The sequence below is a fragment of the Ectorhizobium quercum genome (genome assembly GCF_026552795.1).
Taxonomy (GTDB): Bacteria; Pseudomonadota; Alphaproteobacteria; order Rhizobiales; family Rhizobiaceae; genus Ectorhizobium; species Ectorhizobium quercum.
Genome location: NZ_JANFPI010000001.1, coordinates 926700 through 939336, shown reverse-complemented (window position 1 = coordinate 939336; position 12637 = coordinate 926700). Strand labels below are relative to the sequence as shown.

Annotated in this window: 11 protein-coding genes; 1 reads left to right on the top strand and 10 read right to left on the bottom strand. The window is 66.5% G+C overall.

Going from position 1 to position 12637, the window contains the following annotated elements:
• Positions 1 to 30: 30 nt before the first annotated feature.
• The 6 genes from NOF55_RS04225 to NOF55_RS04200 form a co-directional block, all read right to left on the bottom strand.
• Positions 31 to 267 (bottom strand): DUF4170 domain-containing protein, encoded by a 237-nt coding sequence (locus tag NOF55_RS04225; RefSeq protein ID WP_306410051.1) that lies wholly within the window; start codon positions 265 to 267, stop codon positions 31 to 33.
• A 60-nt stretch (positions 268 to 327) separates the two neighbouring features.
• A complete protein-coding gene (locus NOF55_RS04220) occupies positions 328 to 1137 on the bottom strand; it encodes a 3'(2'),5'-bisphosphate nucleotidase CysQ (protein WP_306410050.1) in 810 nt (269 codons plus the stop codon).
• A gap of 11 nt (positions 1138 to 1148) precedes the next feature.
• Positions 1149 to 2495: a TldD/PmbA family protein gene (locus NOF55_RS04215; RefSeq protein WP_306410049.1), complete on the bottom strand. Its 1347-nt coding sequence runs from the start codon at positions 2493 to 2495 to the stop codon at positions 1149 to 1151.
• Positions 2496 to 2605: 110 nt separating this feature from the next.
• Complete coding sequence (locus NOF55_RS04210) at positions 2606 to 3475, bottom strand: patatin-like phospholipase family protein (protein ID WP_306410048.1); 870 nt, start codon at positions 3473 to 3475, stop codon at positions 2606 to 2608.
• A 15-nt stretch (positions 3476 to 3490) separates the two neighbouring features.
• Positions 3491 to 4051: a 16S rRNA (guanine(966)-N(2))-methyltransferase RsmD gene (gene rsmD, locus NOF55_RS04205; RefSeq protein WP_306410047.1), complete on the bottom strand. Its 561-nt coding sequence runs from the start codon at positions 4049 to 4051 to the stop codon at positions 3491 to 3493.
• Between the two features lie 6 nt (positions 4052 to 4057).
• Positions 4058 to 5773, bottom strand: a complete 1716-nt coding sequence (locus NOF55_RS04200; RefSeq protein WP_306410045.1) for a pseudouridine synthase — start codon at positions 5771 to 5773, stop codon at positions 4058 to 4060.
• Positions 5774 to 5908: 135 nt separating this feature from the next.
• Here NOF55_RS04200 and NOF55_RS04195 point away from each other — a divergent pair, with 135 nt between their 5' ends.
• Complete coding sequence (locus NOF55_RS04195; protein ID WP_306410044.1) at positions 5909 to 6358, top strand: nucleoside deaminase; 450 nt, start codon at positions 5909 to 5911, stop codon at positions 6356 to 6358.
• 25 nt (positions 6359 to 6383) lie between these two features.
• Here NOF55_RS04195 and NOF55_RS04190 read toward each other — a convergent pair whose 3' ends face one another.
• The 4 genes from NOF55_RS04190 to NOF55_RS04175 form a co-directional block, all read right to left on the bottom strand.
• Positions 6384 to 7016 carry a hypothetical protein gene (locus NOF55_RS04190; protein ID WP_306410043.1) on the bottom strand — a complete coding sequence of 211 codons (633 nt, stop codon included), beginning with the start codon at positions 7014 to 7016 and terminating at the stop codon, positions 6384 to 6386.
• A gap of 145 nt (positions 7017 to 7161) precedes the next feature.
• Positions 7162 to 10053 (bottom strand): isoleucine--tRNA ligase, encoded by a 2892-nt coding sequence (gene ileS, locus NOF55_RS04185; protein ID WP_306410042.1) that lies wholly within the window; start codon positions 10051 to 10053, stop codon positions 7162 to 7164.
• 261 nt (positions 10054 to 10314) lie between these two features.
• Entirely contained in the window at positions 10315 to 11523 is a 1209-nt protein-coding gene (locus NOF55_RS04180) for a GGDEF domain-containing protein (RefSeq protein WP_306410041.1), read from the bottom strand.
• A 125-nt stretch (positions 11524 to 11648) separates the two neighbouring features.
• On the bottom strand, positions 11649 to 12629 hold the full coding sequence (locus NOF55_RS04175) for a bifunctional riboflavin kinase/FAD synthetase (protein ID WP_306410040.1): 981 nt from the start codon (positions 12627 to 12629) through the stop codon (positions 11649 to 11651).
• Positions 12630 to 12637: the final 8 nt, after the last annotated feature.

Here is a 12637-nt window from a genome sequence, read left to right as displayed (position 1 = left end):
GCGGCGCGCAAGCTGCGCAGACGTGTGACGTCAGTTCTTTTCCGGCGTCAGCAACTTGTGCATGTGAACGATGAAGTAGCGCATGTGCGCGTTGTCGACCGTCTGCTGCGCCTTGGCCTTCCAGGCGGTCAGGGCGCTGGCGTAATCCGGGAAGATTCCGACGATGTCGAGAGCGGTGAGATCCTTGAACTCGACCTCTTCGAGATGTTCCAGCTCGCCGCCGAACACCAGATGGAGCAGTTGCTTCTTGTTATCGCCTTGCGTCATCTCTCAGTCTCTTCCATTGGCTGATTTCATTCTTTCATCTGCTGGATTCCGGGCCAAACGTCAACCTTCGCGAGGCCAGGAAAAATGCCGCAGCAGAGGGCCGATCAATGGCGCTGCCGCGGCGCAGAGGAATCCGTGGGAAACGTCGGGCCGATTGTAGGCGATGGCCTCGCCGTTGCAATCGCAAAGCGCGCCGCCGGCGGCCTCGAGCACAAGTTCCGCCGCCGCCAGATCCCAGTCCTGGGCGTCCGGCCTGACGAGCGTCGCGTCCAGCCGCCCGTCGGCCACCATCGCCAGCCGGTAGGCGAGCGAAGGCACGTGCGGGGCACGCTCGATCCGCGCGGCGAAGCCGCTTTCGAAAAGGCCGAGCATGTCCTTGCCGCAGGCCAGCCGGAGCGGCCCGTCCGGCCGCACCGCATTGACCGAAATGGCAGCGCCGTTCCTGAGGGCCGGCCCGCCGGCCACCGCCGTGAACTCCTCCTCCATGACCGGCGCATAGAGAACGCCCGCGACCGGCCGCCCGCGATGGACGACGGCAGCGCTGACGACCCAGGTCGGCTCGCCGGCGATGAAGGCCCGCGTTCCGTCGATCGGATCGATGACGAACAGCGTTTCGTGCGAGAGCCTCGAGGCGTCGTCGTCGCTTTCCTCGGAAAGCCAGCCGTAATCCGGCCGCGCCGGCCGCAGCCGGTCGGCGAGAATGCGGTTGGCGGCGAAATCGGCCTCGGTCACGGGCGAGCGCCCGCCGTTCTTCCAGGAGACGTGCGGGTCGTTGCGGAAAAAGCCCATGACGGCGCGGCCTGCCTCGCGTGCCGCCGCGCGCAGCAATTCAAGGTCGTCCGCCCACGGTTCCGCCGGCGTCTGGCGCATCCCGGCCATCGTCAGCGGCCCGCCAGCGTCATGCCCTCGATGGCAAGCGTCGGCGAGGCGACGCCGAAGGACCGGTCGATATCGTCGGCCGGCGTCACCCGCATGAACATGTCCTTGAGGTTCGAGGCGATGGTGATTTCGGAAACCGGAACGGTCAGTTCGCCGTTCTCGATCAGGAAGCCCGAGGCGCCGCGGCTGTATTCGCCGGTGATCATGTCGACGCCATGCCCGATCAGTTCGGTCACATAGATGCCGTTGCCGACCGAACGGATCAGGTCCTGCGGCGAGACCGTGCCGGGCTCCAGCGCCAGGTTGGTGGAGCCGGGCGAGACCTGATTGCCGCCGCGCACGCCGCGCCCGTTGGTGGTCAGGCCAAGCTCGCGGGCCGTGGAGGTCGACAGGAACCAGTGCTTCAGCACACCGTCCTCGATCATCGTCAGCTTCTCGCCCTTCACGCCCTCGCCGTCGAAGGGGCGCGAGGAGGAACCCCGCCGGATCTGCGGATCGTCGGTGATGGAAAGACCGCTCTTCAGCACCTGCTGGCCCATCCTGTCGCGCAGGAACGAGGTCTTGCGGGCCACCGCCGCGCCGTTGATCGCCCCGGCGATATGGCCGACGAAGCCGCGCGCCACGCGCGGATCGAAGACGACCGTGACGTCCGAGGCGGTATCGGGACGCTGCGGGTTCAGGCGTCTTACCGCGCGCTCGCCGGCAACCGTGCCGATATCGGCGGCACCCCGAAGGGCGCCGAAATAGAGGCTGGAATCGAAATCGTAATCGCGCTCCATGCCGGTGCCCTCGCCGGCGATGGCGCTGACGGAACGGCTGAAGCGCGTGGCCATGTAGCTGCCGGAAAAGCCGTGCGAGGTGACGAGGACGAGACCGCCCATGCCGGCGCCGGCCGAGGCGCCGCCGCTGTTGGCCACGCCCTGGACGGCAAGGGCGGCCGCTTCCGCCTCCAGCGCCGCGGCCGTCAGTTCCTCGGCGGAAACCACCGTCGGGTCGAAAAGATCGAGATCGGCGATATCGCGGGCGAGTGCCGCCGCGTCGGCAAGCGTCGCGAACGGATCTTCCGGCGAAACCCTGGCCATCGCGACGGCCCGTTCGGCCAGCGCCTTCAGGTCGAAGCCGGGATTGGCGGAAACGCTCGCTACCCGGTTGCCGACGAAGACGCGCAACGAGAAATCGTCGCTTTCCGACGATTCCGTGCCCTCGACCTTGCCGAGGCGAACGGTGACGCCGGTCGAGCGGGACCGCACGATAACGGCGTCCGCCTTGTCCGCACCGGCTTTCAGGGCAAGCTCGACGAGCGCGCCGGCACGGTCGGTCAGGGTTGCGGCATTGATCGTATCGGTCATCACGTCGGCCTTTCGTTTTCTTTCATTTATTGCCGGACGGCGGCGTCATCAAGCCGGGGGAACCGGCAATCGTGCGGCACGGCACGACACTTTGACGTGACAGGCCGGCCTCACGCCCGGATGCGCGCCTCAATCACCCGGTCCAGTTCGCGCTTCAGTTCGTCGCGAACGCTGGCGGTGGCTTCCAGCACTTCCTCGACCTTGAGGAAATCCAGCACCTTGAACCGATTGACGGGCGGGCGCAGGAAGATGTGCGGCGGCGCGATCCTGAGCTTCAGGGCCACATTCGCCTGCATCATCAACTGGCTGGCGCCGAACAGGCTGTCGATGCGGTTCGGCACATGGGTGCCGTCGCCCTCCGGCGCCCCGACGACGTCGACGCCGATGACGATGTCGGCCTCGTCCATCAGCGGCTCGTAGGGGATCGGGTTGAAGATGCCGCCATCGATCAGCACGCGTCCGTGGATGCGCACGGGCATGAACAGCGCCGGCAGCGCCGCCGAGGCGGCGATCGCCGGGCGCAGCGGGCCGGTTTCGATCAGGGTGCCGCACTGGCCGTAGTAATCGGTCGCGACGATCTTCAGCGGCAGGACGAGATCCTTGAAATCGTCGGGGATCGCTTCCGGCAGGAAGGCTTTCAGAATCCGTTCCAGATTGAACTGGCCGAGCCGGAAACCGCCCAGCGCATCGCGCATGTTGTCGGGCCGGATGCTCCACAGCCTCGAGAAGACCAGGCCGCTGTTGCCGAGCGTCTCCACCGCATAGTCGCGGATCTCGCGGCCCGACATGCCGGCGGCGAGGCCTGCGCCCATGATCGCGCCGATCGACGCGCCCGCCACGGCGACGGGTTTCAGCCCCAGTTCGTCGAGCACCTCGATGACATGAATGTGGGCCAGCCCGCGCGCGCCGCCGCCGCCGAAGGCCACGGCGATAGTCGGGGTGGAGGAGGAAACGACAGCAGGCAGGTTCTGGTTCGTCATGCCCGGACTTTCACGTCATGCCGGCTGATAGCGGTAGAAATGCATTTTCGTATCGCCGAAGGTGCGGGTTTCGAGCCGCTGGAAGGCATTATACACCTGCGGCTCGACATCGGCACGCTCCTCGAGAATGGCGAGCGCGCCGGGCACGAGCCAGCCGCCCTCATGGGCGGCGCGCAGCGCCTGCTCGCCCAGCCCCTTGCCATAGGGCGGATCGGCGAACATCAGGTGGAACGGCTCCAGATTGCCCAGCGAGCCGAGGCGGGTGGCGTCGCGGCGCAGGATACGGGTGCGCCCGTGCAGGCCGAAGGCATCGATATTCTCCCACAGGAGCGCCCTGCCCTCGACGCCGCTTTCCACGAACAGCGCATGGCGGCAGCCGCGCGAGAGCGCCTCCAGCCCCACTGCGCCGGTGCCGGCGAAAGCGTCGATCATCCTCGTGCCGTCGAGGGCCTCCGGATAGGCGTGGGTGAGAATGTTGAACAGGCTTTCGCGCGTCCGGTCGACGGTCGGCCGGATGGCGCTGGACTTCGGGGTCGCCAGGGTGCGCCCCCGGAATTCTCCACCTACGATCCGCACTGTGCCTTACCCCTTCCTGCCTCGCCCGCCGGGCTTGCCGCCCTTGCCGGCGAACGGCTTGCTGCCGCCGGCGCCGCGGGGTTTTCCGCCAAACGGCTTGCCGCCGCCGTCTCCTCGCGGTTTTCCGCCGAAGGACTTCGCGCCGCGCGGCTTGTCCGCGAAAGGCTTCTCGCCGCGTTCACCGCGTTCCGGGCGGCCCTCGCCGGCCGGACGGGCCGGCTTGCCCGCAAAGCCGCGCTTTCCGCCGGCATCCTTGCGGCCGGACGGCCTGTCGTCATCGCGCCCGCGGCCGGCAGGAGCCTCGCTGGCACTGATCCATTCATTCTCCTCGCCGGAGCGACGGATGGTCGAGGCGACAGACGGCTTGTCGGAAACCGGGCGATAGGGTGCGGCTTCCGGGCGCGACTTGCCGGGCCGAGCCGCCTGCTTCGGGCCGACCGGGCGGGCGCCGGGCGCCATCCAGATGTTGGCCGTGCGGCTCGAACCGGGTTTCGCGCGCTTCGGGCGCTCGCCGTCGTCGTCGAAATCGCGGCGCGGCTTGTCGAAGCCGCGGGCGGGCCTGTCGGCTCCCCTGTCGTCGCGCCCCTTGCCGCCGCGGTCTTTTTCGAAGGGCCTGCCCTCCTTGCGCGGCCCGGCCTTGGCATCCGGCCTGTCGGCGCGGCGGGCCGGCGCGGCCGGCGCCTCGCCATCCTCGTCGTCATCGATGGAAACGGTGAAGATCGGCGCATCGAAATTCGCGCCCGATTCCTCGATGAGGCGCGGGCCGAGCTGGTCGCGCAGCGTGCGGCCGCGCACCTCGACCACCGCGCCTTCCGGCAGGTCGCCGAGCTGGAACGGACCGTAGGACAGGCGGATGAGACGGTTCACCTCGAGCCCGAACGAGCCGAGCACGTTCTTGACCTCGCGGTTCTTGCCTTCGCGGAAGGCCATCGTGATCCAGACATTGCCGCCCTGCACGCGGTCGAGCGTCGCCTCGATGCCGCCATAGAGCACGCCGTTGACGGCCACACCTTCCTTCAGCGCGTCGAGCTGGGCCTGCTCGACCTTGCCGTGGGCGCGCACGCGATAGCGGCGAAGCCAGCCGTTCTTCGGCAGTTCCAGCGTGCGGGCGAGACCGCCGTCATTGGTCAGCAGCAGCAGGCCTTCCGTATTGATGTCGAGCCGGCCGACGGACAGCACCCGCGGCAGTTCCGGCGGCAGGTTCTCGAACACGGTCGGGCGGCCTTCGGGATCGGAATTGGTCGTCACCAGACCGGAGGGCTTGTGATAGAGCCACAGCCGGGTACGCTCGGGGCCGCGGATGGCCTTGCCGTCCACCTCGATCGTGTCGTCGAAGGTGGCGTTGACCACCGGCGTGTCCAGCACCTTGCCGTTGACGCTGACGCGGCCTTCCATGATCATCCGCTCGACGTCGCGGCGCGAGGCGACGCCGGCGCGGGCGAGCAGCTTGGAAATGCGCTCCGGTTCGCCCGGTGCGGCCTCTACCGCCTTCTCGCGGACCGGCTTCGCCGCCTTTGCGGCAATGGCCTTGGCCGGGGCCTTGTCCTGAGCCCTGGCCGGGGCCTTGTCACGGGCGGGCTTGTCCGCGAAGCGGTCCTTGCCGTCCCTGCCAGCGCCGCCCCCGGCGAACTTGCCGCCGGACGCCCTGCCGCCGCCCTTGAACGCCTTGTTGCCGCCGGGGCGTTTTCCACCGGGTTTTCCAGATTTGTCGTTGAAGCTCATGTACCGTTTGCCTGAAGCTGGCGAAGGCCGGCCGGACAGGATCGTCCACGCCAGAAACCGCATCGCACTTTTTGGAAACATGCTCTATCAGGTGAGGCGTCCGGGGTTAAGAGGGTTTATCAGAGGAATTGCCGCATGGCCGCTCAAAATCGCTACATGGCCGTCGCCCTTGAAGAGGCGGAAGCCGCCGCCCGCCGAGGCGAGGTGCCGGTGGGGGCCGTGATCGCGCTCGACGGCGAAATCGTGGCGCGGGCCGGAAACCGCACCCGCGAGCTTGCCGACATCACCGCCCATGCCGAAATCCTGGCGATCCGCGCAGCATCGGCGCGACTCGGACAGGAGCGGCTGACCGGCGCCGATCTCTATGTGACGCTGGAGCCCTGCGCGATGTGCGCGGCGGCGATTTCCTTCGCCCGCATCCGCCGTCTCTATTACGGCGCCGCCGATCCGAAGGGCGGCGGGGTCGATCACGGCGGACGTTTCTATGCGCAACCGACCTGCCATCACGCGCCGGAGGTCTATTCCGGCATAGCCGAAACGGCGGCGGCGCAGATCCTCACCGATTTTTTCAGGAACAGGCGCTAAAGCATTTCCGACCGCGAAAGGGAACTCAGCGGAAGGGGTTCCACCAGCTCGTACTTTTCTCGCCGGACTGCGCTTCCTTCAGGCGGCGCTTTTCCTTCTGGGTCTCGGGCACGCCCAGATCGTCGATGCTCGCCGTCTCGGCGGGCTGGCGATAGGTCGGGGGCGGATCGCTCAGGTAGCGGCGGCGCTCGAGACCGGCCGCAGGGCTGGCGTCGGCCTTCGCCTTGCGGAACGCCTGCCAGCGCTGTTCCTCGGTGAGCGTGCCGGCCTGGCCGCGCCCGGCCAGCAACGGCGAACGGTAGTTCGGGTTGTCGGCATTGGCATCGGCCTCAGCCACCAGACGCCGGCGGGTTTCCTCTGGCGATTCCACCCAGTCGGGATTGTTGGTCCGGTCGTTGAGGGCCGTCTGCGGCGCGACGAGATTCGGCGCAGAACCCTGGGCCGGGGTGACGAGGCCGGGGCGCGGCGTGTATTTGGGCGCCGGCCCGTCGCTCTTGCGGCTCACCGCAACGACGGAACCCAGATCCGAGAAAAGCTGCTCCGTCGCGGTCTTGTCCGTGCCGTAGGTCGGCCCGCTGGCGCAACTGCCGAGCGCCAGGCACGCAGAGGCGATGCCCGCCGCATAAGCGCTTACCCGATACATATGCGTCTTGCTCATGAAACCCCTTCCGCCGACCGTCATGCGGCCCGAACAGCCTTTTGTCTTTCCATTGCGCGGCAATTCCGGCCAATTTCAGGCGGTGTTGTACCGGATGAAGCACCGAAGTGCAATTCATCCGGCACAATCCGGCCCAGACAGCCGGTCAGATCGCGACGCCGAGCGCCTTCAGTTCGCGCAGCGCCGCCGCGTCGCGCGCGGAAACATCCGGGAACTCCGGATCGGAGCCGACATCCGAGGTGATCTTCCACGAGCGGGCGCATTTAGTGCCTTCCGCCAGCTTCGGCTCGACGGAAACGCCCGTCACCTCCGCAAGCCGGAAGGCGTCCGCCGGGCCTTCGTCGCCGGTCACGGCGATTGCCGAGGTGATGCAGATTTCCGCGAAGTCCTGACCCTCCAGCGCGGCCAGAAGCGCCTTGTCGGCGACATGGACGACCGGCGCGGCCTCCAGCGAGGAGCCGATGCGCTTGTCCTTGCGCTCGATCTCGAGCGCGCCGGTGACGACCGAGCGGACCTTGCGGATCTTTTCCCACTTTTCGGCCAGCGCCGGGTCCAGCCATTCGGACGGAATGGCCGGGAACTGCTCCAGGTGGACCGAAACCGCATCCGGATGGCGCGACAGCCACGCTTCCTCCGTGGTGAACGGGATCATCGGCGCAAGCCAGGTGACGAGGCTTTCGAACAGCTTGCGGATGACGAACAGCGCCGAGCGCCGCTTCAGCGACGACGGCGCGTCACAATAAAGCGCATCCTTGCGGATATCGAAGTAGAAGGCAGACAGCTCGACATTCGAGAAGTCGATCAGCGCGCGGGCGATCCTCTTGAAGTCGAACGCGTCGTAGCCCTCGCGCACCAGCACGTCCAGTTCGGCCAGACGATGCAGGATGAGCCTTTCGAGTTCCGGCAGATCGGCATGGGCGATGTCCTCGCCCCTGTCGTGCGCCAGCGTGCCGAGCATCCAGCGGATCGTGTTGCGCAGCTTGCGATAGGCGTCGATGTTGGTCTGGATGATCGTCTTGCCCAGACGCTGGTCTTCCCAGTAATCCGTGGTCATGACCCACAGGCGCAGGATGTCGGCGCCCGATTCCTTCATCACGTCCTGGGGCGACACGACGTTGCCCTTGGACTTCGACATCTTCTCGCCCTTCTCGTCCATCGTGAAACCGTGCGTGATGACGGCATCGTAGGGCGCGCGGCCGCGCGTGGCCGCGCTTTCGAGCAGGGAGGAATGGAACCAGCCGCGATGCTGGTCGGACCCTTCGAGATAGACGTCGGCCGGCCACTTGAGGTCCGGGCGGTCCTCCAGCGTGAAGGAATGCGTGGAGCCCGAATCGAACCACACGTCGAGAATGTCGCGAACCTGCTTCCAGTCTTCGTTGGCGCGGCTTCCAAGGAAGCGCTCGCGTGCGCCATCGGCGAACCAGGCATCGGCCCCCTCGGCCTCGAAGGCGTCGAGGATGCGGGCGTTGACGGCCTCGTCCACGAGGATTTCGCCGTTGTCGTCGACGAAGACGGCGATCGGAACGCCCCAGGCGCGCTGGCGCGAGAGAACCCAGTCGGGCCGCGTCTCGATCATGGTGCGCAGGCGGTTCTGGCCGGCGGCGGGCACGAAGCGCGTTTCGTCGATGGCTTTCAGAGCGCGCGAGCGCAGCGTCGTGCCGTCGCCAAGCTCCTTGTCCATGTAGACGAACCATTGCGGCGTGTTGCGGAAGATGACCGGCTTCTTCGAGCGCCAGCTATGCGGATAGCTGTGCTTGAGGCGGCCGCGGGCGAACAGGTGGTTCTCGGCGATCAGCGCCTTGATCACCCGCTCGTTGGCATCGCCCTTCTTGCCGTTGTCGTCCATGACACGCGCGCCGTCGAAGCCGGGCGCATCCTTGGTGTAGAAGCCGGCATCGTCGACGGTGAAGGGGATCTTCGTGTCGATGCCGGCGGCGCGCAGCTTCGGCGCGGCATCCATCCACGCATCGAAGTCCTCGCGGCCGTGGCCCGGCGCGGTGTGGACGAAGCCCGTGCCGGCATCGTCGGTCACATGGTCGCCATCGAGCAACGGCACGGGGAAATCGTAGCCGAGGGTGGCGAGCGGATGGGCGGTGACGAGCGAGGACAGTTCCGCCGGATCGACATCACGGAGGAATTTCAGCGTCACCTTGGCCTTGGCGGCGCATTCGTCGGCAAGGCGGGTGGCGAAGATCAGCTTCTCGCCCGGCTGCGGGCCGAAATCGTTGACGGCGCTCTCGACCTCGTAGAGGCCGTAGGGATAGCGCGACGAAAAGGCGATGGCGCGGTTGCCGGGGATGGTCCAGGGCGTGGTTGTCCAGATGACGACATAGTTGCCCTTGAGATCGTCCGGGCCTTGCGTGACCGGGAACTTCACCCAGATCGTGTCGCTCTCGACGTCATGATATTCCACCTCGGCCTCGGCCAGCGCCGTGCGCTCGACGACGGACCACATGACCGGCTTGGAGCCGCGATAGAGCTGGCCGGAGCTGGCGATCTTCAGCAGTTCGCCGGCGATGCGCGCTTCCGCGTGGAAGGCCATCGTCGTGTAGGGATTGTCGAAATCGCCCTCGATGCCGAGCCGCTTGAACTCTTGCGCCTGCACGCCGATCCAGTGGGCGGCGAAGTCGCGGCATTCCTGACGGAATTCGTTGACCGGAACCTCGTCCTTGTTCTTGCCCTTCTCGCGGTATTTTTCCTCGATCTTCCATTCGATCGGCAGGCCGTGGCAGTCCCAGCCCGGGACGTAGTTGGCGTCGCGGCCGCGCATCTGGAACGAGCGGGTGATGACGTCCTTGAGGATCTTGTTCAGCGCGTGGCCGATATGGATGTGGCCGTTGGCATAGGGCGGGCCGTCATGCAGCACGAACTTGACGCGGCCCTGCGCGTTCTCGCGCAGCTTTCTGTAAAGGTCGATCTCCTGCCAGCGGGCCACCGTCTGCGGCTCCTTCTGCGGCAGGCCGGCGCGCATCGGAAAATCCGTCTGCGGCAGGTAAAGGGTGGAGGAATAGTCTTTCTTTTCAGGGGCGTCGGTCATGGTCTTGCCAATCGGATAGGGCGCTGGCCATCCAGCCGCCCGGAATACGGAATGCGTGAAAATCTCGATGCGCAGCCTCGGGCAGCGCGAAAATCCCGGACCTTCGGACGACCTTGCGGAAGTCGCCTCAGAAGGCCGGGCCCATAATTCGGGACGTGATCATCAACCGGTATCGGGTCATGGTTGCGGTTGTTTATGTGTTTTCGCCGCAAAAAGGAAGGGGGCGCGGCAAGGAAATGCTGCGCGGCGCCCGGCGGGTTCTCACCGCCGCGTGGCCGCCCCGAGCGCCGCCAGCGTGTCCTCGATGCAGCGTTGCAGCCAGGCCGCCGGCGCGTAGCCCTCGACGCGGTTGCGGCCGCCGTTCTTGGCCTGGTAGAGCGCGCTGTCGGCCTCGGCGATAGTCTGGTCCATGACCCAGTTGCCCGCCCTGAAGGCGCTGTGGCCGCAGGAGATCGTGACGGGGATGAGGCCGCCGCCCCGCGGCGAGACAACCTCCATCCGCTCGACATTTTTCCGCAGACGCTCGAGCAGGCCCTGCGTCGCGGCCGGATCGAAGTCGGGCAGGCAGATCGCGAACTCCTCGCCCCCGGTTCTGCCGAACACCGCCGTCTCCGGCAGCGTGGCCTGCGTGCAGCGGGCGAAGGCCCGCAGCGCATCGTCGCCGCCCCGATGGCCGTGCGCATCGTTGATCGCCTTGAAATGATCGAGGTCGATCACGGCCATCGAGCCGTCGCGATCGGCCAGACCGGCCACCGCCTCGTAGAAGGCGCGGCGGTTCAGGACGCCGGTCAGCATATCGCGGGTCGCGAGGTATCGCTGGCGCTCGGTCGCCCTTTCCAGCTTGAGGACGAGCACGACCACGTAGGTCGCGACATTGCAGATGACCAGCGGGATCGCGCAGACCTCCAGCCACGTGGCCTGCGGAACGCCATCGACGAAGCCGAGCGGGAAGAAATAGGCGAAGGGCGCAATGCAGAGGTTGCCGAGCGCGTAGATCGCCGTGATGACGATGGCCAGCATACGCGAGGGCAGCACTTCGCCCTGCTTGCCGCGCCAGACGACGAGCGACGTCATCAGCAGGTTGGCGCCGGAACCGAAATAGATCAGCCATACGCCGTCGGCCGCACCGCCGGTGACGAACATGGACAGGACGATGGCGCCGCTGGTCGCCAACGGAACTGCGATCGCCTCCGACCAGTGATAGGGAAGGCCGAAGAAGGCCTTGAAGCCGAGCAGAAGGCAGCCCATCGAGGCCATGTGGACGAAACCGCCGATATAGCCGGCGGCGTGATAGGACAGGGTGTTGCTGAGCGCCATGATGGCGTTGCCGACGACCATGAGCCAGGCTGCCAGCAGCCAGAACCTCATGTCGCTGCGGCCCTCGCTGCGGAACCAGCCGATCGTGACGGCTGCGACGGTACAATAATTGATCGCCGCAGAATAGAGAAAGACAGTCTTCAGTTCCAGCATCAAGCTCTCGCACCTGCAATATTGCGGATGCGAGGCAAACAATCAGAAAAGCGCCAACAAAGATTGAACGCCCTGGCCCGCGCCAAAGTCAATTTCGAATAAAGCACAGAAAAAATCCGGTTTGGTTAAAATGCGATCAGCGCGTCCAGCCGGCCGAGCGGCCTGACGCCCGCCAGCAGGGCGCGCGCTTCCTCGCAATCCCGGTTCATCTGCGCCACCAGCGGCTCCAGACCGTCGAATTTCAGTTCGTCGCGCAGATGCCCGAAAAACGAGACGGAACAGGTTTCGCCGTAAAGATCGCCGGAAAAATCGAAAACGAAGGTTTCCAGCAGCGCAGCGCCGTTTTCCGTCACCGTCGGGCGATGGCCGAAGCTTGCCACGCCATCGTGCAGATCGCCGTTGGCACGGCGCAGGCGCACCGCATAGATACCGGGTTTCAGCACCGTTTCCGGCGGAAGCGCCATGTTGGCGGTGGGAAAGCCCAGCGTGCGGCCGAGCTTCTGGCCGCCGATGACCTCCGCCTCGACCGTATAACGATAGCCGAGCAGGCCGGCGGCCTCCTCCACCCGGCCTTCCGAAAGGCAGGCGCGGATGCGGCTCGACGAGACGACCTCGGCCCCCTCGTCGCGGAAGGCGTCGACCAGCGTCACGCCGAAACCGTAGCGTTTTCCGGCTTCCATCAGGAAGGCCGGGCCGCCTTCGCGGCCCTTGCCGAAATGGAAGTCGAAGCCGGTGACGACTTCCGCCGCCCCCAGCCAGTCGACCAGCACGGACGAAACGAAATCCTCCGCCGAGCGGGAGGCGAATTCGCGGTCGAAGGGATATTCCACCACCGAGTGGAAGCCGGCCGCCTCGAGAAGACGCGCCTTCACATGCGCCGGGGTCAGCCGGAAGACCGGCCTGTCGGGATTGAAGACCGTGCGCGGATGCGGCTCGAAGGTCAGCACCAGCGCCGGCCGGCGGTGGGCGGCGGACAGTTCCAGCGCCCTGCCGAGCACGCTCATGTGGCCGCGATGCACGCCGTCGAAATTGCCGACGGCAATGACGCCGCCGCGCAGATTGTCCGCCAGAGGGTGCTTTTTCTCGTTGCGATGGAAGACGGTCATCGGATCGG